The sequence below is a fragment of the Rhizobium sp. KNZ14-9A genome (genome assembly GCF_056755015.1).
In genome coordinates, this window is the sequence record NZ_JBPGXB010000002.1 from 814,108 (window position 1) to 839,126 (window position 25,019).

Sequence of the window (25,019 nt, forward strand, 5' to 3'; positions counted from 1 at the left end):
GAAACTGCCTCGCTTTCATGCCGGATGGCTTAGGCGATAAGGCGGGGATCGAGTTTGGCCATGGGAATAGCGCATTCGGTGACGATCCGCGCCGCCAGGGACGGGTCGAGCGGCGGCCTGACCTGGTAGAAGGCAAGTTCCAACGCCAGGCCGATCGCGAAAGGTCGCCTGCTGATGGGCACGATATTTCGATCGAGAGCATCGGCCAACTTCGGCCACAGGCGGCGAACGTAGGCAAGGGGCGTATCGCCTGGACGGTGTTCATCCATCAATCGCGGTATTCCGAACTGCGGATGTCCGATGGTTGAGACCACGTAACGAACCGCTTCCATCGCCATCTCTTGCGAGATCATAGCACCGGACCTTCTTGCCGCGCCGTATGTCAGGTTGAGCAGGGAATCATGGTTTTCCAGAAGGAAGGCGTTCGGCAGATTGCCGGTATAATAGCGGGAGCCATCCTCGGTTTCCATGGCGATGAGATCAGCGTCGTCGCTGAGCTGTCCGGCGGAAGCGATATCAAAGGCGGTGAGGACGCACGAAAAACCGCCAACCGATCCCAGGGCTGCGAACAGATTGATCGAATGAACATTTCCGTCCGTCGCCATTTCCTGAATCACGTGGTCGAGCAGGGCGCGTGCAACCAGCCCCGGGCTCTGCACGGTATCTTCGGTCTCACGCCGGCGCGGATCGGCAGAGGCCGAGCTGTGCGCAAGGCTCTCCATCTCCTCTCGCGGAGGGGCGGACGGAGGCGCGGGCGGTCTGGTGCTGCGGCCGAATGTCGGAACTTTCATGTGTGCAATGTTGAGATGAAGCCATTAACGTTTGGTTAGGATGACGGCGAAAAATAAGGAGTTGCTTAATTAGCTTCCCCTTCAATCCTTGCCGATGGCATTCATTGGGGCACTTCTTGACGAGAAATACGCTTGGCGGTCCTCCGATCGGCGCATAAGATCGAGCGCTCTACCCCGGAGAGCGCCATGCGGCACAGAGACGACCACGCAGATCATGACCACGATCACCATGATCATCACCACGACAACCACTATTCGGACATGCAGGCGCGTGTGAAAGCGCTGGAAACGCTGCTGACGGAGAAGGGGCTAATCGATCCGGCGGCGATCGATGCGATTGTCGAGACCTATGAGACGAAGGTCGGCCCGCGCAATGGCGCGCGTGTCGTTGCGAAAGCCTGGAGCGATCCGGATTTTGCCGAATGGCTGAAGCGGGATGCGACGGCGGCGATTGCGAGCCTTGGCTATACGGGTCGGCAGGGCGAGCATATGCGCGCTGTCTTCAACACGGCTGACATGCATAACCTCATCGTCTGCACGCTCTGCTCCTGCTATCCGTGGTCGGTGCTCGGCCTGCCGCCGGTCTGGTACAAGGCGCCGGCCTATCGCTCGCGCGCGGTCATCGATCCACGTGGCGTGCTCGCCGAATTCGGGGTGATGCTGCCTGAGACCAAGAAGGTTCGCGTCTGGGATTCGACGGCGGAGCTACGTTATCTCGTCATTCCCGAGCGGCCTGAGGGGACCGAAGGCATGGACGAGGAGGCGCTTGCCGATCTCGTCAGCCGTGATGCGATGATCGGAACGGCCATTGCTGGCAGCCCGAAGGTCTCGGCTGCCGGCACAAAGGTGCCGGCGTGAACGGCCCGCACGATCTCGGAGGCCAGATGGGCTTCGGCCCCGTCGCGCCCGAAACGAACGAACCCTATTTCCATGCCGAATGGGAGAAGCGGGCGCTCGGCATCACGCTGTCCTGCGGCGCTTTCGGCGCCTGGACGATCGACGAGAGCCGGCATGCGCGCGAGAGTATTCCGCCGGCCGATTATCTGGCGGCGAGCTATTACGAAATCTGGATCCGCGGCATCGACATGCTCCTGGAACGCCACGGCTTTGCGAACCGCGAGGAGCTGCTGTCCGGCCACAAGCTGCAGGATGGCGCGGTGCCGAAGCGGGTGCTGAAGGCGGAGATGGTTTCAGGCGTGCTCGCAAAGGGCGCTCCCTGCGACCGGCCGGGCGAGACCGCGCCGCTCTTTCTCGTCGGCGAAACGGTAAAGACGAAGAATTTCAATCCAGCCACCCATACGCGGCTGCCGCGTTATGCGCGCTCCAAGACGGGCATGATCGAGGCAGTGCAGGGCTCCTTCGTCTTTCCCGATGACAACGCGCATGGCAAGGGCGAGAACCCGCAATGGCTCTATACCGTCGTCTTCGATGGCGGCGAGATCTGGGGCGAGGGCGCCGATCCGTCGCTAACGGTCTCCATCGATGCCTGGGAGAGCTATCTTGAGCGTGTGTGAGATCCCGTCTCAACTGGCCCAATCGCCGGGTCTGCCGAAGTCGCCGGAGGGTGATCCTGTTTTCCCCGAACCCTGGGCGGCGGAAGCCTTTGCCATGACCGTGCAACTGCATGAGAAGGGTCTGTTTGCCTGGAGCGAATGGGCGGAGGTCCTGTCCGGGGAGTTGCACAAGCCTGGCCGGGCCGAGGATGGCAGCGATTATTTCGACTGCTGGGTGGGCGGCTCTTTCCGATCTGCTCGTCAGCCGCGGTGTGGCGGATGCTTCCGCCATTCTCGACCTGCAGAAGAGTTGGCAGCGGGCGGCGGAAGCGACGCCGCATGGCAAGCCGATCGAGCTTGCCAACGATCCCCAGCGCTGAGATCACGGCCTGACGCTATCGATCGAATTTATCGACAGGCACACGCTCAAGTTTTATATTTATGCAAGGAATCACGGCGATGATGCCATCGCAAACCCAGCTGATTCCCGCTCAGGCATGACGCCCGGTCAAACCTGCACATTGCGCCCATGATGGTCGAGCACATGCGCACGAGGACCATGCATGACTTCGATTTCATCGACCAATGAAGCCGCCTTGCTGATCCTTCAGCAGAGCATTTCGCCTGTGAATTCCACCGACGCCAAGAAGACCGATGGTGACAATCTGGTGGCGATTGCCCATGGCCAGCCGGTCAAACAGACATCCGGCATGAGCCCGCAGCCGACGGCCGCGCAGTCCAAGATCTCGGATGCCTTGTTCAGCGTGAACGATCGAAGCGTGACCCAGATGAAGCTCGATCTGATTGACCGCGCAGGCGAAGCGCTCGGCGTGAAAAAGAGCGACTATGCATCGATGGATGCGTTCGTCGCTGCGACGAAAAAGGCTTTTTCGGACCTTAAGAGCAAGCCGGACGGGGCGCAGGCCATTGCCAAGATCGAGCGCGATCTCGGTCTGGATAAGCTCGGCATCACGCTGGAAGATCTTATCGACAGCGCTGATGATCCAGACAAGAACGACAAGGTCACGCAGGCCTTGAAGAAGCAGCTTACCGAGGGTGCTGAGGGCGGTTCTATGCTCAAGCAGGATGAAATCGGCCGCTACCAAGTCGTATCGGCCTGATCGCGTAGTCTGCGTGCAGTTCCCCTTTTATGACGGGAACTGCCGGTAGCATTCCTCGGCCACCTTGCGCAGCATGTCGCGGGAGATTTCGCCCGTTACCGCATAGCCGAGTTCACCGTCGATCCAGTAAAAGGTCTCGACATCCTTGGCGGAGGCGAAGCGGAAGCTTGTCGTCCTGTTTTCCTTGTTGCGGCCGACGATGATGGTGAGGCGTTCGCCGCCCTGGTCCTCGTACATGAACATGGCGCCCGGCATGTTATCGACCGGCAGCAGGCGGCCGCCGACAAGGTGGAAACCGAGGGATTTGAGGTCCGGCACCTTGAGATCGGGGATTGCCAGCCGCTTGCCGAGCCAGGTCGCCAGATGTGCTTCCTCATTGGCGAAGACTTCGACCGGGTGGCGCACTTCGCCGGCATAGACGAGGAAGGCGGTTTCGGCCTGCTTCGGCAAGGTCTCGGATTCGGCCAGCTGCAGCGGCGGGCGTTGGAAGAGCGGCGGGATGAAGCGATCGCTGACGGCGCCAAGCGCGAAGAGCATGACGGCGGCAGCGGCAAGGGCAGAGCGTGTCTTCCAGGGGGAGGCAATGTCGGCCGGTGCCACCATCCGGAGATCGGTGTCGCGGCTCTTCTCATAGCCTGAAAACAGGGACTTGATGCCGGCATTCTGCGCCTGCCAGCCGGCGACCATGGCGGCTTCCTCGGGGTTTTCGGCGAGGTAGGCTTCCACGCGGGTACGGGCGGCCTCCGGCAATTGCCCATCGGCAAAGGCGTGCAGGTCCGCTTCGGTCACGGTGGGGTTGGTCTCGTTCATTTCGGTCTCCGAAGCGTAATCACATTATCGGCTTTCATATGGTCGCTCATGCGCTGGCGTGCGCGCGACAGGCGCGACATGACGGTGCCGATCGGGATGTCCAGCATGGTTGCCACTTCATGATAGCTGTAGCCTTCGATGACGACGAGCATCAGGACGGCGCGGTAGTCTTCCGACAGACTGTCGAGGGCCTGTTCCAGCCGCAGGCGCTCCAGCGGATCGGCCTGGGCATCAGGACCGGCAAGTTCTTCGACGGCGTCGAGCTCGATCAGCCGGTCGCGGGGGCTGGCGCGGCGGGTGTTGCGGTAGAGGTTGGTCATCGTCGTCAGGACCCAGCCGCGCAGGTTGATACCCCGCCACTGGCCGCGCCTGGCCAGAACCTTCTCCACGCAATCCTGAAGCAGATCCTCGCCTTCGGTATCCGAGCGGGTGAGGCTGCGGGAATAGCGCCGAAGCGAGGGAAGGAGGGCCAGGATCTGGCCCTCGAACGTATCGGGTGGGGGCGTCTTCACGCGCGTCTCGCCATCAGGGCTTGGCAAGGTTCCAGGAACCGCCGACGCCGTCGCCGGTGATGTCGCCTGATTTGGTGTCCTTCACCCAGTAATAGAGCGGCATGCCGTCCTTGGCCCACTGCTTGGTTCCATCTTTGCGTTCGACGAGCGAGTATGCACCTTCGGCCTTGGCGCCGCTAGGAGCGAGGAAGGGCGGCCAGTTGGTGGCGCATTTGTCGTAGCAGCTCGATACGCCCTTTTCGTCCTTCTTATAGGTGTAGAGGGTCATGCCCTTTTCGCCGGCAAGAACCTTGCCCTTGGCCGTTTCGACTTCGGTGACGGCGGGTGCTGCGAAGGCTGCAGTGGCGGTGGCAGCGACGACTGCCAGCACGGACAGGAATTTCACGGACTTCATGGTCTCTCTCCTCGGGTTAGGCACGCACCTTGCGTTACCGGAGATGAGACACGGCAGGTGTCCGTTTTATTCCCGTTTCTTTTTCAAACGTCAGTTCGGATTGAAAACCACATAGCAGTCCCGTCCGGCGGCTTTGGCGCTATAGAGGGCGCCATCGACGTTGCGCAGCAGTTCGCGGCGGCGGCCGCCGCCTTGCGGGGCGAGTGCTGCACCGATGCTCAGGCGGGCGAGAATAGTATTCCCCTCGATGGCGAAGGGGCTACGGAAGGCCGAGAGCAGGCGTTCGGAGACGGAGACCAGCGCTTCGGTGTTCGGCGGGTTCGGTACGAAGATCGCAAATTCGTCGCCGCCCATGCGCACGACGATGTCGCCGGAGCGGATGACCGAACGGATGCGGTTTGCCGCCTCGCGCAGCACCTCGTCGCCGATATGGTGGCCGAGCGTATCGTTGATCGACTTGAAGCCGTCCATGTCGAGATAAAGGGCGCCGAAGGTCTGGCCGGAGGCAAGGGCTGATTCCAGCGCGCGGTCGACGATGGCATCGAGTGCGGCGCGGTTGAGGAAGCCGGTCAGCGGATCGGTCATGGCCGCCGTGCGCAGGCTGCTTTCGGCAAGGCCCATGACGAAATTCGCCTTCTGCAGCCGCAGAAGCGCGCTCGCGACACGGGCGAAACGGCGAAGATTGGCTGCCTCTTTTTCGGTGAAGAGGCGCGGCTTCTGATCGAGAATGCAGAAGGCGCCGATGACCAGTTCGTTTTCCAGTTCCAGCGGTGCGCCGGCATAAAAACGGAAATGCGGTGGGCCTGTCACATAGGGCGCGGCATTGAGCTCCGCATCCTGTTCCAGATCGGAAACGACGACCATGTCGTTGGCAAAGACGACACGGGTGCAGAAGGAAAGGTCGCGCGGGCATTCCGAAAGCTGCATGCCCGCTTCGCCGGCGATGCGCAGCCAGTCCTCGTCGACGATGTTGACGGCGGCATAGGGCATTGCGAATGCATTCTTGGCGAGCTCGGCAAGTGCTGCAAGCTCCGGCGTCGGGCTGCTGCTGATGGCGCTCAGCGAGCGCACGGCAAGCAGTCTCTGCGGTTCGTTGACTGGAATTCGGACAGTCTGTCCCATTCGAATCTCCGCCTCTTTGTCATAGACAGGAGCTAAAGTGGCGCTCTTGCCAATCTCCGCAAGAGCTAAAATTCACCAGCGTTAACTGGCAGTTGCCGCAGGCGGCGTCGCTGCGGAGCCGTGATGATGACGCTTGCGAGGCTAGGCAGGGCAACGGAAAGGTTCTAGTGTCGGCCCGCTTGCGTGACTGGCGAGACAGATGGAGAACCATCGGGAAGCGCAGGCTGCCGATGCTGCTCGCCTGGGCACCAAAATAACCCCTGTAACCTGTGCCATGCCCATGCAGATAGAAAATCCCCGCCTTATCGAAGCCCTTTCGCAACTTGATCAGCTCACCAACTGGGAACAGCGTCCGCGCGGCGAAATGCGCGTCGGGCTGGAGCCGATCCTCGATCTCTCCGCCCGTCTCGGCAATCCGCATCGCGCTTTCCGCTCGATCCATGTGGCGGGCACCAAGGGCAAGAGTTCCACCTCGGCGCTGCTCGAAGCAGGCTTGCGCCATGCCGGTATTTCCGTCGGGCGTTATGCCTCGCCGCATGTGGAGCATATTTCCGAGCGTGTCAGCCTGAATGGCCAACCGGTCGAGGAGGCTGTGCTTGCCGAGGCACTTTTCCTGGGGCTCGATGCTCTCAAGGCCGCAAGGGCGGAAGGGACGCCAGCGGAAGCTGCAACATGGTTCGACATACTGACAGCGGCCGGTTTCCTGATTTTCCGCGATGCGGGCGTTCAATGGGCCGTGATCGAGACGGGTCTCGGTGGCCGGCTGGATTCGACCAATATCGTCGACAGCGATGTTTCCATCATCACCAATATCGGCCTCGAACATACGGAGATATTGGGCAAGACGCGGGCGGCTATTGCCTTCGAAAAGGCCGGCATCATCAAGCCGCGCTCGACCGTCGTTACGCCGCTCGATGCGGATGATGAAGCCGGAGCAGTGGTTGCCAAGCGGGCAGCTGAGATCGATGCACGTCTGATCCGTCCGGATTTTTCCGGAGCGTCGACGATTGCCGGGCGCAATATTGCAGTCGCGGGTACCGCGCTCGATGTGCTCGGTGAACTTGGCGTCAAGGCGCGCGAGGGCAAGGTGGTCGGTGGATGGCTGATCGATGCCGATGCCGAGCGGGAATCGCAGTTGCCGGGACGGCTGGAGCGTTTCATCGTGCCTGTTGCGGGCAGGGGTGTTGCCGTTGCGCTCGACGGGGCACATGTGCCGTTCAATCTCGAAGCAGTGCTTGACGACCTCTCCGGCATGGAAGGATTTGTCGGGCCGGGCATTGCTGTCGTGGCGATCGCGGCAGACAAGGATGCCGCCGGGCTTCTCGAGGTGATGGGCCGCTACGGCGTCTCGCCGATCTTCACCTCGGTTTCCAATCGTTTCCGCTCTCCTGCCGAATTACAGACGCTTGCCGGTCAGATCGGTCTCGCGAGCGAGGTGATCGATGATCCGCAGGCGGCCTATGAAAAGGCGCTCGAACAGGCAGCCGCCTCCGGCGCCTGGGTGATCCTGACGGGATCGCTCTATCTCGTCGGCTTGCTGCGCGAGCGGGTCATCAGCGAGGCGGCGAAGAGCTAGTTCGCTTCAAGGAAAATTCCACCTTGCCTATGCCGGGCGAATCCTGCCAAGTCGCTTCCATGCAATTCGCCCCGCAACAGGATGAAGCCCTGAAAGCCGTTTCGAACTGGCTGAAGGAGGGCAGGTCGCCGCTCTTCCGTCTGTTCGGCTATGCCGGCACGGGTAAGACGACGCTTGCCAAGCATTTTGCCGAGCATGTCGATGGCGACGTACTGTTTGCCGCCTTCACCGGCAAGGCGGCGCAGGTGCTGCGCTCGCGCGGGGCGTCGAATGCCAAGACCATCCATTCGCTGATCTACCGGCCGCGCGGCGAGGAAGAGATTGCCGACGAGGAAACCGGCAAGACATCGATTGCGCCGATGTTTTCCATCAACCGCCAGAGCCCGGTCGCCAAGGCGGCACTGATCATCGTCGACGAGTGCTCGATGGTGGACGAGGCGCTCGGCAAGGACCTGATGAGCTTCGGCACGCCGATCCTCGTGCTCGGCGATCCTGGCCAGCTGCCACCGGTCACCGGCGGCGGCTACTTCACCAATCAGGACCCAGACTACCTGCTGACCGATATTCATCGGCAGGCGCGCGACAATCCGATCATCAAGCTTGCCATGCAGGTGCGTGAGGGCAACGAGATCATGTATGGCGACTATGGCAAGGCGCAGGTGATCTCGAAGAACGAGGTGACGCAGCCGCTGGTCATGGATGCCGATCAGGTGCTCGTCGGCACAAACAAGACGCGGCGGCGCTATAACCAGCGTTTGCGGGAGCTCAAGGGTTTTACGACCGAACATCCGCAGACCGGCGACAAGCTGGTCTGCCTGCGCAACGACCCGGCCAAGGGCCTGCTGAATGGCTCGCTCTGGCAGGTCATGACCTCATCCAAGGAAACGACCAAGCCCGGCATCAACCTGCTGGTCCGCCCCGAAGATGACGATATGGATCGTGGGGCTGCGAAGATCAAGCTTCTGAAGCAAGCCTTCGAGAATGTGGAAGGCGAGATCCCCTGGAACACACGCAAGCGCTATGACGAGTTCGATTACGGCTATGCGCTGACGGTGCACAAGGCGCAGGGTTCGCAGTGGAACAATGTCGTATTGTTCGACGAAAGCTGGGCCTTTCGCGATACGCGCGAGCGCTGGCTTTACACCGCGATTACGCGCGCAGCAGAGACGCTGACAATCGTTCGCTAAGATTGGCGTCCGCTGGAAACTGGCGTTTGTGCTCCTGCAGGGATGCGTGGCGGCCGCTGCCAAGTGATCAGGCCTGCACGATGCCGAGGAGAACCGCCTTGGCGATCGCCTGAAAGCGGTTGTTGGCTTGGAATTTCATGATGATGTCGGCTTCCAGCGCGCGCGTTTCCTCATGCCTGAGGTCGAGGGCGCGGGCGATGCGCTGCGTCGAATATCCTTCAGCCATCAGCTCCAGGCATTGGCGCTCCTGATCGGTCAGGCTTGCCGGATCCCTGTTGTCGTTGATCGGCGGCAGGTCGAGGCTGCTGTCGTAATCGAGAAGGTCGCTTACCTGCTGCAGCTGCCGGTGCAAAGTCGACATTTCGGCCGTCAGCTCTCGCTTGCGTTGGGAGAGGGCCTCGCGGAAGATCGACTCGGCCTCTTCCTGGGAGGCCGCGCTGCGCAACACGTCCATCAATTCCTGGATGACGGCGATCGGCATGCCGGTTTCGCGGCAGACGGTGATGACCGCCATGCGCATGACATCATCCTGATCGTAAACGCGCATCAGGCCGATGCGGTTTGCGGAAATCAGGCCCTTCTCTTCGTAGAAATGCAGTGTCCTGTGCGTGACGCCGAATGCGTTCGCCATGTCGGCGATCGGAACGGGACCTTGTGGGATATCCGGCGGCAAAGCGGCCGAAGGCAGGAACCGGTATTTCGACCGGGCCTCCGAAGCGATACCGGCGGCAGCAAACAAACGTTTGGAACCGTCTGGCATGAACCCTCCTGGGGCAGATAGTTGCACCTCATGCGGCTTTGCCAGTTGCTTCCGGAGCGCGGCGAGCGGGGTTTTCCTCTAGCGTTCTTATCGTTGGAAGAAGCAGTACTCGGCGTACTTACTCGTTACGTGGCGCCCACTTTATGCGCGGACGGGTTCTTTTGTAAGTGCTAAAAATAACCGTTTTTAAATGGGATAGCAATGTTGCGGCATCTCAATCCGCCTCTTGCTTGGTATGTGGTAAAATAAAACCACACGGTTCGTCGTCGCTGACGAATGATCTTCGAAGGGAACGGGAATTACTTTTTTTGGTACGCCCCTGACGTCGATCGTCATGGTGCGCGCGACTATCAAGGACAGGCATGAATGCATGTGCGAATCTCATTGGCGTTCGCGGACAGCTTGCCTTAAAAGCAGGACCAGTCGCCATCCCAGACGGATATTGCCATGCCCGCCAAACTCTCCGTGAACCTCAATGCCATCGCCATGCTGCGCAACCGGCGCGATCTGCCCTGGCCAAGCGTGGAAGGCCTCGGGCGCATCGCTCTTGCCGCCGGCGCGTCGGGGCTGACCGTGCATCCGCGGCCGGACCAGCGGCATATCCGCTTTTCCGATCTGCCCGTGATCCGTAATCTGATCGACGACGAGTTTCCGGAAGCCGAATTCAATATCGAGGGATATCCGACCGAGGAATTCCTGGAGCTTTGTGCCAAGGCCCAGCCGGAGCAGGTGACGCTGGTGCCTGATGATCCCTCGCAGGCGACCTCCGATCACGGCTGGGATTTCCGCAAGCATCAAGCCTTCCTGACCGATGTCGTAGCGCGGCTGAAGAAGATGGGATTCCGTGTTTCGCTGTTTGCCGATGGAGATGGCGATGCGGAGGCGGTGAAGGCTGCCAAAGCGACGGGTGCGGACCGAATTGAGCTTTACACCGGCCCCTATGGTGGTTGCTACGATGCGCCTGAAAGGGTAGGGCCGATCCTCGAAGGGCTCGGCAAGACGGCGGATGCCGCACTTGCGCTCGGCCTTGCCGTCAATGGCGGCCATGATCTCACAGTGGAAAATCTTCCCGCGCTCGTGAAGCGCATTCCCGCTCTCGCCGAAGTCTCGATCGGCCACGGCCTGACGGCGGATGCGCTGGAATATGGTATGGCGGAAACGGTGCGCCGCTTCTGCCGGGCCTGCGGCCAGAAGATCTGAAAGAAGAGGCCCGCCCTCGGTGGATGTGGGGGCGAGCCTTAGAGCGCCGTGCGTCCATTCGGACGCACAAAGGACGCTCTAACTCTTTGAATCTACGTATCAGGCTTTCCGAAAATCGATTCTGATTTTCGGGCCGATGCTGTAGGCCGGCTCAGGCTGTGAGCGCGGCCTTATTGGCGACGAAGTAGTCCTTCAGCGACTGCGGCTGCTTGCCCGTCAGCTTCGTGAAATCGTCGGTGACGATGTCGAACTTGCCGGCGCGGGTATTGGCATCGGCCGACACCAGCATGTCGGCAACGAAGCCCGGCAGGCCGGCGCCGCGGATGCCCTGGCCGAGCTGTTCGTCGGTGACATCAACGACATCCAGCGGCTTGCCGGTGGCTTCGGTGGCGATCACGGCAATTTCCTTCGGCGTCAGCGACTGCTTGCCGGTCACCGTGTAGGTGGCGCTGGCGGAGATGCCTGATGCCAGCACCGAGGCGATGGCGAGCGCGCAATCGTCACGCGAGATGGTCGAGATCCTGCCGTCACCCGCCGAAGTGAACCATTTTCCGGTCTGCAGATTGTGCGGCATGCTGTGCAGGTAGTTGTCGTGATACCAGGCGTCGCGCACGATCGTGTAGGGGATGCCGCTTTCCTTGATGGCGTTTTCGGTGCCGAGGTGGTCGGGCGCGAAGGTGACAAGCGAATTGTCAGGGGCCGGCATGGAAGTGTAGGTGATGTGCTTCACCTTGGCCTTCACGGCAGCGGCGACGGCAGCCTTGTGCTGGATCAGGCGCTTGCCGGGGGTGTCGAGGGCGTCAGTGCTGATGATCAGCAGGCGATCGACGCCGGCAAAGGCGGCTTCGAGGCTGCCGGCGTCATCGAAATCCGCCTTGCGGGTGACAACACCCTTGGCGGCGAGGCTCGCAAGTTTTTCCGGGCTGCGGGTCGCGGCGATGATGTTTGCCGGGGCGACCTTGTAGCTTTCGATCAGGTGATGGACGACAAGCTGGCCGAGCTGGCCTGCAGCGCCGGTGACGAGAATGGTTTCGCTCATGATATCCTCTAGTGGTTGACAGGTGGTCTCAAAAAGAGAGTAACACTAGAATAGGAATTGACCGGGGGCTGTAAAGAAGGCAGTTTTTCGGGACTTCGTTACCAAAAGGGAACCACCTCATGGCAGGAACAGTCGTCAATCTGAAAGCCAGAGCGCGCCAATCAAAAGGACCGGCCGATGGGCTGGGCGGCGCGCGGCGCGAGATCGACCTTGCCAGCCTGGATTTCACCAATTGCCCGGTCAGGGATATGATGCAGCAGATCGGCGGCAAATGGTCGACGCTGCTTCTGGAGGCGCTTGCCAAGCAGCCCTATCGCTTCGGCGAACTGCGCCGCATGATCCCGGATATTTCCCAGCGCATGCTGACCCAGTCGCTGCGCGACCTGCAGCGGGACGGCTATATCGAGCGGGAGGTTTTTCCGACGAAGCCGCCGAGCGTGGAATACCGGATGACCGATCTTGGCCGCTCGCTCTACACGGTGCTGTCGCAGCTTCTGAACTGGGCCGAGGCGAACCATGACGATGTTCGCGCGGCACGACTGCGGTTCGACGCAGACGCTGTATAGAGCGCAATTCCGGACGCAAAACCGCTGCACGCTTTTGCTGGAATTGCTTTAGGGGATCAGGCGGTCGAGCCGCCTGACCTAGACTTGATTATTTCCCGCGGCCTTCCGTCAGGAAGAACAGGAAGGCGACTGCGGGGAAGCAGAAGCCGATCCAGGCCGCCATCGACCAGCCGCCCGTCGCATAAGCCCAGCCGCCGAGCGCCGAGCCGATCGCGCCGCCGGTGAAGAAGGTCGCCATGAAGAGGCCATTCAGGCGGCCGCGATGTTCCGGGCTCAGGCCGTAGATCGCACGCTGACCGCAGACGAGATTGGTCGTCACGCCGAAATCCAGCAGGATCGCCGCAGCCGTCAGCAGGATGAGCGCCGTCAGCGAGCCATCGGTGGCGAAATGGCTGATGAGAAAAGAGCCCATGCCGAGCAGCATGGCGAGCGTCGAGGCGACCTTCGTCATGCCGCGGTCGGCAAGGCGGCCGGCGATCGGCGAGGCGATGGCGCCGGCGGCACCGGCAAGTGCAAACAGCGCGATGCCGTTCTGCGAGATGCCGAAGGCGGGGCTTGCGAGCAGCAGCGGCGCGGTCGTCCAGAACAGGCTGAAGGCGCCGAACATGCCTGCCTGATAAAGGGCACGGCGCTGCAGCACGCGAGAATGCACCGCAAGGTGGGTCATCGAGGCCAGCAGTTCGCCATAACGCAGCTTCGTGTGGGGGACGCGGACCGGCAGATTGGCGCGCAGCACGATGCCGAGCGCGATCATGACGGCGGCGGTGACGTAATAGACCATATGCCAGGAGGAAGCTTCGGCGACGAGGCTTGCGAAGGGGCGGGCGAGCATGATGCCGCAGAGCAGTCCGCTCATGACATTGCCGACGACCTGGCCGCGCGTCGCGTCCGGCGCCATGCTGGCGGCGAAGGGGACGAGGACCTGGGCTGCGACCGAGGCCAGGCCGATACAGAGCGAGGCTGTCAGGAACATGCCCGGCGTGGAAGAGAAGGCCGCACCAACAAGCGCAAGTGCCGAGGCGGCAATCAGCGTCAGGATGAGGCGGCGGTTTTCAAAGAGGTCGGCGAGCGGCACGATCAGGAGCAGACCGAGGCCATAACCGATCTGCGTGAGCGTGACGATGAGGCCGGTTGCGGCTGGCGAGAAGCCGAGATTGGCGCTGATCGGGCCTGCCAGCGGCTGGCCGTAGTAGAGGTTGGCGGCGACGAAGCCGCAGGAGGCTGCAAAAAGGAAGGTTAGCCAGGGGGATAGGACGCGGGGCGTGACCTTATCCGGCGTGGTGGCTGAAACGCTCATTAGAAACTCCAAAAGGCAATGATCGGGAGGATTGAATGCAATTTAATCGTCTGCCGCCACCCGATCCCTGACCGGATGACGATATTTCGATCGTCAAGTCACGAGCCGCATCGCGGCCTCGACTGTAGCCATCATCTCTTTCTCGCCGCGTCCCGTCCTCCCGATGACACGCAAGCCCTTGGTCAGGCAGAGAAAGGTGAGGGCCGTGGCATCAGCATCCACGGTCGACGGAATGGTGCCATCGGCCTGGCCGATGCGGATGAGGTCGGCCATGAGCTTTTCGTCAGCGGAAAAGGCGGCGGCCACATGCTCCGCAGCTTCTTCGTCCAGCAGAGAAAGATCGTTTGCGCCGCCGACGACGAGGCAGCCCTTGAGGCCCGCTTCACCATGGGAAAGCTCGGCGTAATACGTGACCATCTGGGAGACCTTTTCGCGGCCGGTCTTAACGGATACGATCTTTGCCTCCAGCCGGCCGCGGCCGAGCTGACGATAGCGCTTGAAGGCGGCAAGGAAGATGCCGCGCTTGTCCTTGAAAGCCTTGTAGACGCTGCCGGAGGCAAGGCCCATGGCTTCGGTCAGTTCGCTGATGGAGGCGGCATGGTAGCCGCGCTCGGAGAAGACGCGCAGCGCAGCATCGAGTGCTGCGTCCATGTCGAACTCGCGCGGGCGGCCGCGGCTGCGGGTTTTTACATCAGGTGTCAGGGTGTCAACGGTCATGGCGCCTAATTAGGGAATGACCGTTTCCAAATCAAGTGAAATTTCTGCGACGCAACAAGATCAGAGATCAAGCACCCAGGTCTGGCCGTTGGCTTCCGGACCGAACATGCGATGTCTCTCCTCGGAGACAAGTCGGAAGCCGGCCTTTTGATAGATGGCGCGGGCGGTGTGGAGGAAGTCGTTGGTCCAGAGCGAGATCTGCCGGTATCGCTTACGGCGCGAGAAGGCGATGCACTCATCGACAAGCCGTTTGCCGAGGCCGAGACCGCGCGCGGCCTTGTCGACGTAGAGAAGGCGGAGCTTCGCAATGCCGTCGCCGCCATTGGTGATCAGTACGGAGCCGAGATTGATGCCGCCGCGCTCGGCGATCCAGCAATATTCCATCTCGGAGTCGAAATTGGCGAGGAACTTGCCAGCGACATCGGCGACCAGCCCTTCGAAGCGCAGATCCCAGCCATATTCCTCTGCATAGAAGCGCCCCTGGCTCTGGACGATCCAGCCGATATCGCCGGCGCGATGCGGGCGGATGATGGCGGCAGCCGGTCTTGCCTGCGGATCGAGGATCGAACGGATCGTGCGCATGGCGGCAACGGCGGCCTGCGGCTCGCCATCGGCCAGCGTGTCGAAGCGGGCAGCGATCTGTGCATTCGAGCGGCGGCCAAGCTCCTCGAACTGGCTGCGTCCCTTGCCGGTGACAGTGAGGATCTGGCTGCGCTGATCGGCGGGATCGGGCGTCGCCTCGATGAAGGCTTCTTCGCGGAAGCGTTTGAGAATGCGGCTGAGATAGGCGGGGTCGAGCTGCAGGTCGCGGGCGAGAGCGCCGGCATTGACTCCATCATGGGCGCCGATCTCGAAGAGCACGCGCGCATCCGTCAGTGTGAAGGGCGTGTCGAGATAGGCCTTGTTCAACAGGCCGAGGAAGTTCGTATAGAAGCGGTTGAATTCGCGGGCGGATTCGATGAGGGAAAGGTCGGTCATGGCAGGGTCTCCTGATAGAGACCCTGCTGATTTTATTTGACTGAGTCAACTAAATTGAGGGCTCAGGCTGCGTCTTCTTCTTCGTTTGCGATTTCTCCCTCGAGCGCGAAATCGACGGCGGCGCGAGCATGGATTGCTGTCGTGTCGAATCCAGCAAGGGGAAGGTGATCCGGGTTGAGGATCAGGCAGATCTCCGTGCAGCCCAGAATGATGCTGTCGGCGCCATTGGCGCGGGCGCGTTCGATCACCGCCATCAGCTTCTGGCGAGAGCTGTCGAGCACCTTGCCGGCGCAGAGCTCGTTGAAGATGATGTCGTGCACGGTGGTGCGGTCGGCGGCGTCGGGCACCATGATGTCGAGACCGAGGCTCTTCATGCGGTCGGTATAGAAGCCGTGCTCCATCGTGTAGCGTGTGGCAAGCAGCAGCGGGCGCTTGCAGCCGGCTTCATGGATCGTCTTAGCGGTCTCGTCGATGATATGGATCAGCGGCACTGAGATGTGCGAGGAGACCTCGGGTGCGATCAGATGCATGGTGTTGGTGCAGATCAGCACGCAATGGGCACCGGCAATCTGCAGGCGCAGTGCGATATCGCCGAGGCGCGAGGCAGCCATATCCCAGGCGCCGGCCTTCTGCAGGGCAACGATCTCCTCGAAATTCACCGAATGCAAAGTGAGTTCGGCAGAGGCCAGGCCGCCCAGGCGCTCGCGCACCATTTCGTTGATGAGACGGTAATAGACCGCAGAACTTTCAAAGCTCATGCCGCCGATCAGGCCGATGTTTTTCATGGATTCTCGCTCCCTATGGTGTTTTCGAATGCAGGAATGATGCAGCAGATCAGGTGCAACGTGTTTGCATTGTTTGTGCTTTTGCATCGATATGTGCTAAGGTTTTGCGGCATTTCTCAGTTTTTTGCAAAATTTCAGCGTGAGCCATCATGATCGACGATCGCGACAGGCGGATTCTTGATATCCTGCAGGACGATGCAGGCATCTCCGTGACCGACCTTGCAGAGCGCGTGGCCTTATCGGTCTCGGCCTGTTCGCGGCGCATCCAGCGGCTGGAGGAGAGCGGCTATATCGCGCGTCGCATCGTCGTGCTGGATCGCGAGCGGATGGGCGTGCCGACCACGCTCTTTGCGCTCATCAAGACGGCGCATCATTCCGACGAATGGACGGAGGCCTTCCGCCGCGCGATCAGCGATATCCCCGAAATCGTCGAAGCGCACCGGCTGACCGGCAATTACGATTACATTCTGAAGATCGTCCTGCCGCGCGTCGAACATTACGATGTTATCTACAAGCGGATCGTGCGTCGCATCGAACTTTTCGACGTCTCGGCGTCGATCTCCATGGAACTGATGAAGAGCGGCACGGCGATCCCCGTTAGTTACGCCAATTGAGCGAACGACCTAGAGCAAGGCCGCTTCCAACGCGGATCGGTTGCGGAGCATCCAGGATGCGCTCCTTGTTCGCCACGCTATGGCCCATAGGGATTCTGGATCTTTTGTCTCCGGCGCAACGTGGGCCTCTTTCGCCTGCTCGGCAGCATCGTAAACAGCAAATGTGAGCAGTTTGTCGAAAAAGCCATCTCGCTGCGCTTTCGAAAAGCCATAGCCGTCGAGCAAATAGCGAACCTGCCGTGCTCTCGTCATAGCCGAGCCAAGGTTCATTCTTTCCGCTATATCGTCATCGAAAAGCTGGGCGTTCAACCAGCAGGCTTGCGCCAGTTCGATGTCTATTCCGACCGGTCCTGCGACCTCCCAATCGATGAGGGCGATTGGCGAGTTGGAGCGAGAGACAATGTTCCACGGGCCGGTGTCGCAGTGACCAATGACACGCGGACCGGTTCCGAGTTCGCGGCCAAACCACCCGCGCCAGACCGCATTGTCTGGAACCTTGAACGAAGACGTCGCCTCGTGGAGTTGCCGGAGCATATTTCCGAGACGCGGCATGGCCTCATCACTCCAAGGCCCCGGATGGACAAACTCTCCCTCGATAAACGAGAGGGTTTCGCGGCCTCGCTCGTCAAAACCTGTGCCGACGACACGGGGACATGCGGCGAATCCCACCTGCGCAAGATGTCTCAGCAGCGAAATAGTGGTCGGGGACCAGGGGCCGCTCTGGCGATAAACGATACTGCCCTGCCGAGACACTTCGCTGCGCCCGCCGCCAGTTAAAATGATTTCCTCGTCCATGCCCGGAATGTATGCGGAAAACGGTTTTGATGACAACGAGGATGGCACGGACGTGAAGGGCATATCTGCAACGATCAAAGCCGATCGGGATGCAGGGGAGATATGCCGAAACAGCGGTTGAATACTTCCGGCGAAAGGCGACATTTGCTGCAGCAGAATGACAAAAAGGGGTAGGTCATGAGCGAACATCACGTCGTCGTTGTCGGCGGCGGTTTCGGTGGGCTGCAGCTCGTCAATGGATTGAAAGGCCTGGGATCAAGGGGAGGGGGCGTGAAGATCACGCTCATAGACCGGCGCAACCACCATCTCTTCCAGCCTCTGCTTTATCAGGTAGCAACGACCATCCTCTCCACTTCAGAGATCGCCTGGCCGATCCGTCATCTCTATGCCGACCGGCCCGAGGTGACCACGCTGCTTGGCGAGGTCAACGGCGTCGATGCGCTGGCAAAGACCGTTTCCTTACGCAGCGGTATGGTGTTGAACTACGACACGCTGGTGCTGGCGACTGGTGCTACGCACGCTTATTTCGGCCACGACGAATGGGAGCCTGTCGCTCCGGGCTTGAAGACGCTGGAGGATGCGACGACGATCCGCCGCCGCGTGCTGCTCGCCTTCGAGCGGGCGGAAGTGGAAAGCGATCCGGCGGTGCGCGACGCGTTTTTGACCTTCTCCATCGTCGGGGCTGGCCCGACGGGCTGTGAGCTTGCCGGCATCATCGCCGAGTTGGCGCATTTCACGCTGCCGAAAGAGTTCCGCAACATCGATACGCGCAAGACCCGCGTCGTGCTGATCGAAGCTGGGCCGCGTGTGCTGCCGGCCTTTGCCGAGGATCTCTCGGCCTATGCGCAAAAGGCACTGGAGAAGCTCGGCGTCGAGGTGCTGACGGGAACGCCGGTGACGCAGTGCACGGCTGACGGGGTCACGGTCGGCGAGACGTTCATTCCGAGCCGCACGATCGTTTGGGCCGCAGGCGTACAGGCCTCGCATGCAGCACGCTGGCTGGGCGTGCCCGCCGACCGGGCGGGGCGCACCATCGTCGAGAAGGACCTGACGGCGCCGGGCCTGCCCGATGTCTTCGTGATCGGCGATACGGCCTCTGTGATGCGTGAGGATGGCAAGCCGGTGCCGGGCATTGCGCCGGCGGCCAAGCAGCAGGGCGGCTATGTGGCGAAGGTCATCCGCGCCCGCATATCCGGCAAGCCGGCGCCGGGGCCGTTCAAATACTGGCATCAGGGCAGCCTTGCGACGATCGGCAAGAGCGCGGCGATCATCGATTTCGGCCGTTTCAAGCTCAAGGGCTGGCTCGCCTGGTGGATCTGGGGTCTCGCCCATATCTACTTCCTGATCGGTACGCGCTCGCGCTTCACCGTCGCCTGGAACTGGTTCTGGATCTATATGAGCGGCCAGCACAGCGCCCGGCTGATCACCCAGCGCGAGACCATGCGCGACGACGGGTAGGGGCGAAACAGACCACAAAGAAAAAGGGCGGCTCCGGGAGCCGCCCTTTCTGTTTCATCAGGCTGCCAGCGAGGCGATGTCGATGACGAAGCGGTAGCGGACGTCGCTCTTCAGCACCCGCTCATAGGCTTCGTTGACCTGCTGGATGTTGATCTTCTCGATCTCGGAAACGATGTTGTGCTCGCCGCAGAAGTCGAGCATTTCCTGGGTTTCCTTGATAGAGCCGATCATCGAGCCGGAAATGCTCTTGCGGCCGGGGACCAGCGAGAAGGCGTGAACCGGGATCGGGTTTTCCGGAACGCCGACCACCACGAAGGCGCCATCCACCTTCACGAGGCCAAGATAGGCGTTCCAGTCGATCTCGGCGCTGACTGTGCAGATGACGAGGTCGAAGGCGCCGGCGAGCTTCTTGAAGGTTTCCGGGTCGTTGGTAGCGTAATATTCCTTGGCGCCGAGCTTCAGGCCGTCTTCCTTCTTGGAGAGGCTCTGGGAGAGCACGGTGATATCGGCGCCCATGGCAGCACCGAGCTTGACGCCCATATGACCGAGGCCGCCCATGCCGACGATTGCGACCTTCTTGCCGGGGCCGGCCTTCCAGTGGCGCAGCGGCGAATAGAGCGTGATGCCGGCGCAGAGAAGCGGTGCGGAGGCATCGAGCGGAAGGTTGTCCGGGATGGACATGACATAGCCTTCCTTGACGACGATCGAGTCGGAATAACCGCCCTGGGTGCGTGTCTTGCCGTCGGCTTCGAAATCATTGTAGGTGCCGCTGAGACCCGGCATGTACTGTTCACGGTCGAGGTCGCGTTCGGCGCAGCCGATGCAGGAATCGACGAAGCAGCCGACGCCGACGCGGTCGCCGACCTTGAACTTGGTCACGGCGGAACCGACGGCCGTCACGATGCCGGCGATCTCATGGCCGGGCACGATCGGGTATACGGCGTTCTTCCACTCGTTGCGGACGGTATGGATGTCGGAATGGCAGATGCCGGCAAACTTGATGTCGATGACGACGTCGTCCGGGTTCGGGTTGCGGCGCTCGAAGGTGAAAGGGGCGAGCGGCTTGGAAGCGTCGGTGGCGGCGTAGCCTCTTGCAATAGGCATGGGAGCCTTCCTTTTCGATTTCAGGGGTGGGGTGAGAGGATGCCCGGACTATTGCCCGGAACCACGCATCAGCGTTAGAGAGATACTCTCTGCTTTTTGCACGATCCTGCAAAAGTGAGCCGGCCACCTGTTTGCGAAATGGAAAAGGAGCTTTAGATAAGACCGATATCGCTGGCGTGAGACAGAAAGAGTTGCCCATGACCTTGCCCTTCAATCCCTATCGGGAAATCGTCGATATCGCGATGCGCTTTGCGCCCGGCGATGGCGAGTTCCGCACGTCGATCGGCAATCTTCACATTAGCCGCCGCTCCAATCCCAGCGATCCGTTGCATAGCAGCTACAAGCCATGTTTTGCCTTCGTGCTGCAGGGCGCCAAGAGCCTTCGCCTCGGAGATGAGTTCATCAGCTATGGAACCGGGGATTATCTGCTGACTTCGCTCGATCTGCCGGTCGCCTGGCGCATCGCCGAGGCCAGCCCCGAGGTGCCGCATCTTTGTCTCGGGCTCGCGATCGACTCCGAAAAGTTGCTGGAGCTTTTGAGCCGAATCGACATTCCGCGGCCTGCCGCCCATACCGACGGCCAGCGCGGCATGGCTGTCAATGTCGCGCCGCCGGAACTTCTTGACGCTGCCGTGCGCCTGCTGCGCTTGCTCGATCGTCCAGACGACATTCCGGCCATGGCGCCGCTGATCGAGCAGGAAATCCTCTACCGGATACTGACCGGCCCCGATGGCGAGCGGCTAATCAATATCGCCACTGCCGACAGCCACAGCAACAGGATCGCGCGGGCCGTCGCCTGGCTGAAGGAAAATTTCGCCCGGCCGCTGCGCATCGAGGAGCTGGCCGATCATGTCAGCATGAGCGCGTCTTCGTTCCATCATCATTTCAAGTCGGTGACGGCTATGACGCCGATGCAGTATCAGAAACAGCTTCGCCTGCACGAGGCGCGCCGGCTGATGCTGGTGGAGCGGCTCGATGCGGGCACTGCCGGCCACCAAGTCGGCTATCAGAGCCCGTCTCAGTTCAGCCGCGAATATAGCCGCCTCTACGGCGCGTCGCCGGCGCGCGATGTCGATGGCGCGCGCGAGGCCATGGCAGCAGAATAAGGGGCAGCCGAGTAGACCTCAGCCAGGAAATTTCAGCGCCTTGTCGTTGCGGCACTTGGCGAGCGTCAGCTGGCGGAAGGCGAGGATGCGCGTAATGCGCTCCTTGCCGTCGGTCTCAACGTTCATGCAGGCGCAGGCATAGCCGTAATTGCCGTTGGTGCGCACATAGTCGTGCTCGGAGATATCAGGGATCAGGTCCATGCCCTCGGGTTCTTCGCCGCTTCCCTGCGTCATGATCGTCCAGGTATTTTGTGCATCGTCCAGCCACCAATTGGCAGGCGTGGGGTTCTGGATCCAGCCGCAGCGCGTCTCGGCGGCAAGGGCCGGGAGGGCGAGGGCAAGCGACAGGGCAGCGGTGAGGGCTATTGTTTTCACGGGCGATTCTCCTTGGGCATCAATGTTCGGCGATTTGCCTGCCTTCGAACAGCCGAATTCCGCTGTTTCATATGATACGAAAAAATCTCCTGACGGTTCTTGACGAGAGCCTGCGATCTGGCGCATAAACGCCACGAACCGTACCGTACGGTACGTAAATGGGGAGTTGAAACCGTGTCAGTCGATGTCGCAGAGCCGAGCGAGTTTTCGCCACGCCAGAACGCTGTTCTGGAGCAGGCGCTGCAGCTTCTCGTCGACGGAGGCGAGAAGGCACTGACGACATCGGGTGTGGCGCGCGCCGCCAATTGCTCCAAGGAAAGCCTCTACAAGTGGTTCGGCGACCGTGACGGTCTGCTCTCGGCCATGATTGCCTATCAGGCGAGCAAAGTGCGCACCTTCGAGCGCAGCGGCGAGCGGCTGACCTATACGAGCCTGCACGACCATCTCGTCATCTTCGCCCGCGATCTTCTCGAAGTTCTGGCCGGTGACGTATCGCTGGCGCTGAACCGGCTGGCGATCGGCCAGTCGCATCGCGACGGCTCGAAGCTCGGCAAGCTCTTGCTGGAGCGCGGCCGCCGGCAGATCGACCGCCGCGCCATGGCGCTGATCGACGCGGGAAAAAGGGCAGGGCTGTTGCGCTTCCATGATGCCGATGAGGCCTATCATACGCTTTACGGCCTCATCGTTTCCGACCTGCATGTGCGCATGCTGCTCGGCGAGCCGGGGCTCAAGGATACCGCGCGTCAGGCGGAGAAGGCGGTCACCGCCTTCCTGCGCCTTTACGGCACGGAGAAAGTTCTGGCGGAGATGCCGATCCTCGGCTGAACCGCTTTTTGACAGTCAACAAGACAAGCAAAAGGGAAGGAATTTCAATGCGCGTCTATTACGATCGTGATGCCGATCTCAACCTCATCAAGTCGAAGAAGGTCGCCGTCATCGGCTATGGTTCGCAGGGTCGCGCACATGCGCTGAACCTCAAGGATTCCGGCGCCCAGAATGTCGTCATCGCGCTCAAGGCCAGTTCGCCGACCGTCAAGAAGGCCGAAGCCGACGGCTTCAAGGTCATGACGGTTGCCGAAGCTGCCGCCTGGGCCGACCTGATGATGATGGCAACCCCGGACGAACTGCAGGCCGACATCTACAAGGCCGACATCGCTCCGAACATCCGTGACGGCGCTGCTATCGCCTTCGCTCACGGCCTCAACGTTCACTTCGGCCTCATCGAGCCGAAGGCGACCGTCGACGTCGTCATGATCGCCCCGAAGGGCCCGGGCCACACGGTTCGCGGCGAATACCAGAAGGGCGGCGGCGTTCCCTGCCTCGTTGCCGTTCACCAGAACGCTTCCGGCAATGCACTTGAACTCGCTCTCTCCTACGCCTGCGGCGTCGGCGGCGGCCGTTCGGGCATCATCGAAACCAACTTCCGCGAAGAGTGCGAAACCGACCTCTTCGGCGAACAGGTCGTTCTCTGCGGCGGTCTCGTCGAGCTTATCCGCGCCGGCTTCGAAACGCTGACCGAAGCCGGTTACGCGCCGGAAATGGCCTATTTCGAGTGCCTGCACGAAGTGAAGCTGATCGTCGACCTGATCTATGAAGGCGGCATCGCCAACATGAACTACTCGATCTCCAACACGGCCGAGTGGGGCGAATACGTCTCCGGTCCGCGCATCATCACCGCCGAAACGAAGGCCGAAATGAAGCGTGTTCTCAAGGACATCCAGACCGGTAAGTTCACCTCCGACTGGATGCAGGAATACCGTGCCGGCGGCGCGCGCTTCAAAGGCATCCGCCGCCTGAACGACAGCCACCAGATCGAGGAAGTCGGCACGAAGCTGCGCGCCATGATGCCCTGGATCGGCAAGAACAAGCTGGTCGACAAGTCTGTCAACTAAGCTGTTCTGAGATTGTGATTATGAGAGGCCGGGGCGAAAGCTCCGGTCTTTTTATTTGCGGGCGGCAAGATATAGCCAGCGGGTGGGCTTGTTGTCATAGCCGCCGCCATCCGCTTCGTTGATCGCGATGTCTCTCCAGCCGCCGGCCACGAGCAATTCCTGCAGCCATTCGCTTGAAGGGTAATTGTAGTAGCGCCCGAAATCATCATGGCCTTCGCCGGTGCCAGCCTTGAAGCTCGCGTGGAAAATACCGTCTTTCTTCAGGGCGTTGTGGATGAGGGCGAGGATGCCGAGAAGATCGGTGCGGGGCACATGCAGAAGGCTCGCCTCGGCCCAGACGCCATCGAATTCTTTGTGTGCTGCAAGCTCCTCGAAACGCATGACCTTCACCGGCCTGCCGATCAGTTTCTCTGCCTGTCGGGCAAGCTCAGCCGAGCCATCGGTCGGTGTGACGTCGAAGCCCCTGGACAGCATATAGGCGCAGTCCTGTCCGCCACCGCAGCCGAGTTCAAGAATGCGTGCCTTCTCGGGGAGGGCGGCGAGGAAGGCGTCCAGTCTTGCCGCTGGTGGTTTCCGGTCGCGGGTGGCGTAGGTTTCGGCGTTGTCGTCGTAGAAGGAGGTTGTCATGGGTTCTTCTCTATATAAACGACTCGGTCGAGGCCCTTGAAATGGGCGTCGAGCGTCAGAACGTCGGCGTCATGCAGTTCGGCGGTGGCGTAGATGATGGCGTCGGCTAGGGCGAGCTTGCGTTTCGCCGAGACTTCGGCGGCGCGGCGGGCCAACGCCGTGTCGAAAGGGGCCGCGATGCAGGTGGCGGTATAGGCGAAGAAGGAATCGACTGCTTCTTCACCGCGTTCGCGCTCCAGCCATTTGGCGAGTTCGAGCTGGACGATGGTGGGGACGATGCATTCGGTTCGCCCAGGCATCTCGCCTTGCAGGCGATCTGCGGCCGGGCCTTGGGTCAGCCATTCGATCCAGGCTGAGCTGTCGACGACGCGCATCAGAACCGGTCTTTCCGGTCGCGGTAGTCGTTCGGGTCGGCGCCTTTGGCCATGCCCTTGAGATCTGTCAGTTCGGGGACGGGCATGAGAAGGACGCCCTTGCCTTTCGGGATGAAGACGAATTCCTGGCCTGCGGACCAGTGCTGCTGCTCGCGCACTTCCTTCGGAATGGAGATCTGAAATTTGGAAGAGAGGGTTGCGGTTGCCATTCTTACCTTTCCTCTATCGATTGGCTGACAGTAAGAATTCGACCGACGTTGGTCAATGGCGAACCGTTTTCGGCGTTGATGCAATCTCCGTCATCACATGGCTGCCCCGGCCATAAA

At 61.1% G+C, this 25,019-nt stretch carries 29 protein-coding genes, 1 pseudogene and 1 riboswitch; of the genes and pseudogenes, 13 read left to right on the forward strand and 17 right to left on the reverse strand.

Going from position 1 to position 25,019, the window contains the following annotated elements; all coding sequences use genetic code 11:
* Nucleotides 1–29 precede the first annotated feature (29 nt).
* On the reverse strand, nucleotides 30–722 hold the full coding sequence (locus ACR9ZQ_RS10150; protein WP_481427692.1) for a hypothetical protein: 693 nt from the start codon (nucleotides 720–722) through the stop codon (nucleotides 30–32).
* Nucleotides 723–977: 255 nt separating this feature from the next.
* On the opposite strand from ACR9ZQ_RS10150, the gene nthA reads away from it, so the two are divergent.
* The 4 genes and pseudogenes from nthA to ACR9ZQ_RS10170 all read left to right on the forward strand — a co-directional run bounded on the left by nthA (nucleotide 978) and on the right by ACR9ZQ_RS10170 (nucleotide 3,405).
* Nucleotides 978–1,649, forward strand: coding sequence for a nitrile hydratase subunit alpha (gene nthA / locus ACR9ZQ_RS10155; protein ID WP_481427693.1), 672 nt, complete (start codon nucleotides 978–980; stop codon nucleotides 1,647–1,649).
* The gene (gene nthB, locus ACR9ZQ_RS10160; RefSeq protein WP_481427694.1) at nucleotides 1,646–2,305 is read left to right on the forward strand and encodes a nitrile hydratase subunit beta; all 660 of its coding nucleotides are present in this window, start codon (nucleotides 1,646–1,648) and stop codon (nucleotides 2,303–2,305) included. The genes nthA and nthB overlap by 4 nt, the downstream gene beginning before the upstream one ends.
* Nucleotides 2,292–2,664 (forward strand): annotated as a pseudogene (locus ACR9ZQ_RS10165) (nitrile hydratase accessory protein). The gene nthB and the pseudogene ACR9ZQ_RS10165 overlap by 14 nt, the downstream one beginning before the upstream one ends.
* Before the next feature lie 183 nt (nucleotides 2,665–2,847).
* Nucleotides 2,848–3,405 (forward strand): hypothetical protein, encoded by a 558-nt coding sequence (locus ACR9ZQ_RS10170; RefSeq protein ID WP_481427695.1) that lies wholly within the window; start codon nucleotides 2,848–2,850, stop codon nucleotides 3,403–3,405.
* Nucleotides 3,406–3,432: 27 nt separating this feature from the next.
* Here the strand turns inward: ACR9ZQ_RS10170 and ACR9ZQ_RS10175 are convergent, their stop codons facing one another.
* The 4 genes from ACR9ZQ_RS10175 to ACR9ZQ_RS10190 all read right to left on the reverse strand — a co-directional run bounded on the left by ACR9ZQ_RS10175 (nucleotide 3,433) and on the right by ACR9ZQ_RS10190 (nucleotide 6,243).
* On the reverse strand, nucleotides 3,433–4,215 hold the full coding sequence (locus ACR9ZQ_RS10175; protein ID WP_481427696.1) for an anti-sigma factor family protein: 783 nt from the start codon (nucleotides 4,213–4,215) through the stop codon (nucleotides 3,433–3,435).
* Nucleotides 4,212–4,727, reverse strand: a complete 516-nt coding sequence (locus ACR9ZQ_RS10180; protein ID WP_481427697.1) for an RNA polymerase sigma factor — start codon at nucleotides 4,725–4,727, stop codon at nucleotides 4,212–4,214. The genes ACR9ZQ_RS10175 and ACR9ZQ_RS10180 overlap by 4 nt, the downstream gene beginning before the upstream one ends.
* A gap of 13 nt (nucleotides 4,728–4,740) precedes the next feature.
* Nucleotides 4,741–5,121: a COG4315 family predicted lipoprotein gene (locus tag ACR9ZQ_RS10185; protein WP_481427698.1), complete on the reverse strand. Its 381-nt coding sequence runs from the start codon at nucleotides 5,119–5,121 to the stop codon at nucleotides 4,741–4,743.
* 90 nt (nucleotides 5,122–5,211) lie between these two features.
* Nucleotides 5,212–6,243 carry a GAF domain-containing protein gene (locus tag ACR9ZQ_RS10190; RefSeq protein WP_481427699.1) on the reverse strand — a complete coding sequence of 344 codons (1,032 nt, stop codon included), beginning with the start codon at nucleotides 6,241–6,243 and terminating at the stop codon, nucleotides 5,212–5,214.
* A 173-nt stretch (nucleotides 6,244–6,416) separates the two neighbouring features.
* Nucleotides 6,417–6,497: riboswitch (ZMP/ZTP riboswitch) on the forward strand.
* Between the two features lie 20 nt (nucleotides 6,498–6,517).
* On the opposite strand from ACR9ZQ_RS10190, the gene ACR9ZQ_RS10195 reads away from it, so the two are divergent.
* Together ACR9ZQ_RS10195 and ACR9ZQ_RS10200 are read left to right on the forward strand one after the other, a co-directional pair.
* Nucleotides 6,518–7,819: a bifunctional folylpolyglutamate synthase/dihydrofolate synthase gene (locus ACR9ZQ_RS10195; protein ID WP_481427700.1), complete on the forward strand. Its 1,302-nt coding sequence runs from the start codon at nucleotides 6,518–6,520 to the stop codon at nucleotides 7,817–7,819.
* Between the two features lie 59 nt (nucleotides 7,820–7,878).
* Nucleotides 7,879–9,006, forward strand: a complete 1,128-nt coding sequence (locus tag ACR9ZQ_RS10200; protein WP_113323371.1) for an ATP-dependent DNA helicase — start codon at nucleotides 7,879–7,881, stop codon at nucleotides 9,004–9,006.
* 67 nt (nucleotides 9,007–9,073) lie between these two features.
* On the opposite strand, the gene ACR9ZQ_RS10205 is transcribed toward ACR9ZQ_RS10200, so the two are convergent.
* Nucleotides 9,074–9,766 (reverse strand): MerR family transcriptional regulator, encoded by a 693-nt coding sequence (locus ACR9ZQ_RS10205; RefSeq protein WP_007817771.1) that lies wholly within the window; start codon nucleotides 9,764–9,766, stop codon nucleotides 9,074–9,076.
* A 447-nt stretch (nucleotides 9,767–10,213) separates the two neighbouring features.
* On the opposite strand from ACR9ZQ_RS10205, the gene ACR9ZQ_RS10210 reads away from it, so the two are divergent.
* On the forward strand, nucleotides 10,214–10,966 hold the full coding sequence (locus ACR9ZQ_RS10210) for a pyridoxine 5'-phosphate synthase (RefSeq protein WP_481427701.1): 753 nt from the start codon (nucleotides 10,214–10,216) through the stop codon (nucleotides 10,964–10,966).
* A gap of 151 nt (nucleotides 10,967–11,117) precedes the next feature.
* Here the strand turns inward: ACR9ZQ_RS10210 and ACR9ZQ_RS10215 are convergent, their stop codons facing one another.
* The gene (locus ACR9ZQ_RS10215) at nucleotides 11,118–12,005 is read right to left on the reverse strand and encodes an SDR family oxidoreductase (protein ID WP_481427702.1); all 888 of its coding nucleotides are present in this window, start codon (nucleotides 12,003–12,005) and stop codon (nucleotides 11,118–11,120) included.
* A gap of 119 nt (nucleotides 12,006–12,124) precedes the next feature.
* Between ACR9ZQ_RS10215 and ACR9ZQ_RS10220 the strand changes: the two genes are divergently transcribed.
* Entirely contained in the window at nucleotides 12,125–12,571 is a 447-nt protein-coding gene (locus ACR9ZQ_RS10220) for a winged helix-turn-helix transcriptional regulator (protein WP_310387539.1), read from the forward strand.
* Nucleotides 12,572–12,659: 88 nt separating this feature from the next.
* On the opposite strand, the gene ACR9ZQ_RS10225 is transcribed toward ACR9ZQ_RS10220, so the two are convergent.
* The 4 genes from ACR9ZQ_RS10225 to ACR9ZQ_RS10240 all read right to left on the reverse strand — a co-directional run bounded on the left by ACR9ZQ_RS10225 (nucleotide 12,660) and on the right by ACR9ZQ_RS10240 (nucleotide 16,348).
* Entirely contained in the window at nucleotides 12,660–13,868 is a 1,209-nt protein-coding gene (locus ACR9ZQ_RS10225) for an MFS transporter (RefSeq protein WP_310387537.1), read from the reverse strand.
* A gap of 93 nt (nucleotides 13,869–13,961) precedes the next feature.
* Complete coding sequence (locus tag ACR9ZQ_RS10230) at nucleotides 13,962–14,585, reverse strand: TetR/AcrR family transcriptional regulator (RefSeq protein WP_481427703.1); 624 nt, start codon at nucleotides 14,583–14,585, stop codon at nucleotides 13,962–13,964.
* A 60-nt stretch (nucleotides 14,586–14,645) separates the two neighbouring features.
* The gene (locus ACR9ZQ_RS10235; RefSeq protein ID WP_310387533.1) at nucleotides 14,646–15,563 is read right to left on the reverse strand and encodes a bifunctional helix-turn-helix transcriptional regulator/GNAT family N-acetyltransferase; all 918 of its coding nucleotides are present in this window, start codon (nucleotides 15,561–15,563) and stop codon (nucleotides 14,646–14,648) included.
* 62 nt (nucleotides 15,564–15,625) lie between these two features.
* Nucleotides 15,626–16,348: an aspartate/glutamate racemase family protein gene (locus tag ACR9ZQ_RS10240; RefSeq protein ID WP_310387531.1), complete on the reverse strand. Its 723-nt coding sequence runs from the start codon at nucleotides 16,346–16,348 to the stop codon at nucleotides 15,626–15,628.
* Nucleotides 16,349–16,497: 149 nt separating this feature from the next.
* Here ACR9ZQ_RS10240 and ACR9ZQ_RS10245 point away from each other — a divergent pair, with 149 nt between their 5' ends.
* Nucleotides 16,498–16,962 carry an Lrp/AsnC family transcriptional regulator gene (locus tag ACR9ZQ_RS10245; protein WP_310387529.1) on the forward strand — a complete coding sequence of 155 codons (465 nt, stop codon included), beginning with the start codon at nucleotides 16,498–16,500 and terminating at the stop codon, nucleotides 16,960–16,962.
* Between the two features lie 9 nt (nucleotides 16,963–16,971).
* On the opposite strand, the gene ACR9ZQ_RS10250 is transcribed toward ACR9ZQ_RS10245, so the two are convergent.
* Nucleotides 16,972–17,946 (reverse strand): protein kinase family protein, encoded by a 975-nt coding sequence (locus ACR9ZQ_RS10250; protein ID WP_310387527.1) that lies wholly within the window; start codon nucleotides 17,944–17,946, stop codon nucleotides 16,972–16,974.
* Between ACR9ZQ_RS10250 and ACR9ZQ_RS10255 the strand changes: the two genes are divergently transcribed.
* A complete protein-coding gene (locus ACR9ZQ_RS10255; RefSeq protein WP_310387526.1) occupies nucleotides 17,935–19,215 on the forward strand; it encodes an NAD(P)/FAD-dependent oxidoreductase in 1,281 nt (426 codons plus the stop codon). The genes ACR9ZQ_RS10250 and ACR9ZQ_RS10255 overlap by 12 nt on opposite strands.
* Before the next feature lie 57 nt (nucleotides 19,216–19,272).
* Here ACR9ZQ_RS10255 and ACR9ZQ_RS10260 read toward each other — a convergent pair whose 3' ends face one another.
* Complete coding sequence (locus tag ACR9ZQ_RS10260) at nucleotides 19,273–20,319, reverse strand: NAD(P)-dependent alcohol dehydrogenase (RefSeq protein ID WP_481427704.1); 1,047 nt, start codon at nucleotides 20,317–20,319, stop codon at nucleotides 19,273–19,275.
* A gap of 197 nt (nucleotides 20,320–20,516) precedes the next feature.
* Between ACR9ZQ_RS10260 and ACR9ZQ_RS10265 the strand changes: the two genes are divergently transcribed.
* Nucleotides 20,517–21,425, forward strand: coding sequence for an AraC family transcriptional regulator (locus ACR9ZQ_RS10265; RefSeq protein WP_481427705.1), 909 nt, complete (start codon nucleotides 20,517–20,519; stop codon nucleotides 21,423–21,425).
* 18 nt (nucleotides 21,426–21,443) lie between these two features.
* Here the strand turns inward: ACR9ZQ_RS10265 and ACR9ZQ_RS10270 are convergent, their stop codons facing one another.
* Complete coding sequence (locus ACR9ZQ_RS10270) at nucleotides 21,444–21,800, reverse strand: DUF4087 domain-containing protein (protein WP_310387522.1); 357 nt, start codon at nucleotides 21,798–21,800, stop codon at nucleotides 21,444–21,446.
* Between the two features lie 174 nt (nucleotides 21,801–21,974).
* Between ACR9ZQ_RS10270 and ACR9ZQ_RS10275 the strand changes: the two genes are divergently transcribed.
* Nucleotides 21,975–22,625, forward strand: a complete 651-nt coding sequence (locus ACR9ZQ_RS10275) for a TetR/AcrR family transcriptional regulator C-terminal domain-containing protein (protein WP_007817743.1) — start codon at nucleotides 21,975–21,977, stop codon at nucleotides 22,623–22,625.
* 47 nt (nucleotides 22,626–22,672) lie between these two features.
* Complete coding sequence (gene ilvC / locus ACR9ZQ_RS10280) at nucleotides 22,673–23,692, forward strand: ketol-acid reductoisomerase (protein WP_481427706.1); 1,020 nt, start codon at nucleotides 22,673–22,675, stop codon at nucleotides 23,690–23,692.
* Between the two features lie 51 nt (nucleotides 23,693–23,743).
* On the opposite strand, the gene ACR9ZQ_RS10285 is transcribed toward ilvC, so the two are convergent.
* Genes ACR9ZQ_RS10285 through ACR9ZQ_RS10295 form a run of 3 tightly spaced genes read right to left on the reverse strand, consistent with a single transcriptional unit; the run spans nucleotide 23,744 to nucleotide 24,902 of the window.
* Nucleotides 23,744–24,319, reverse strand: coding sequence for a class I SAM-dependent methyltransferase (locus ACR9ZQ_RS10285; RefSeq protein WP_481427707.1), 576 nt, complete (start codon nucleotides 24,317–24,319; stop codon nucleotides 23,744–23,746).
* Nucleotides 24,316–24,693, reverse strand: a complete 378-nt coding sequence (locus tag ACR9ZQ_RS10290) for a PIN domain-containing protein (protein ID WP_481427708.1) — start codon at nucleotides 24,691–24,693, stop codon at nucleotides 24,316–24,318. Before ACR9ZQ_RS10290 ends, ACR9ZQ_RS10285 begins: the two co-directional genes overlap by 4 nt.
* Nucleotides 24,693–24,902: an AbrB/MazE/SpoVT family DNA-binding domain-containing protein gene (locus ACR9ZQ_RS10295; protein WP_481427709.1), complete on the reverse strand. Its 210-nt coding sequence runs from the start codon at nucleotides 24,900–24,902 to the stop codon at nucleotides 24,693–24,695. Before ACR9ZQ_RS10295 ends, ACR9ZQ_RS10290 begins: the two co-directional genes overlap by 1 nt.
* Nucleotides 24,903–25,019 lie beyond the last annotated feature (117 nt).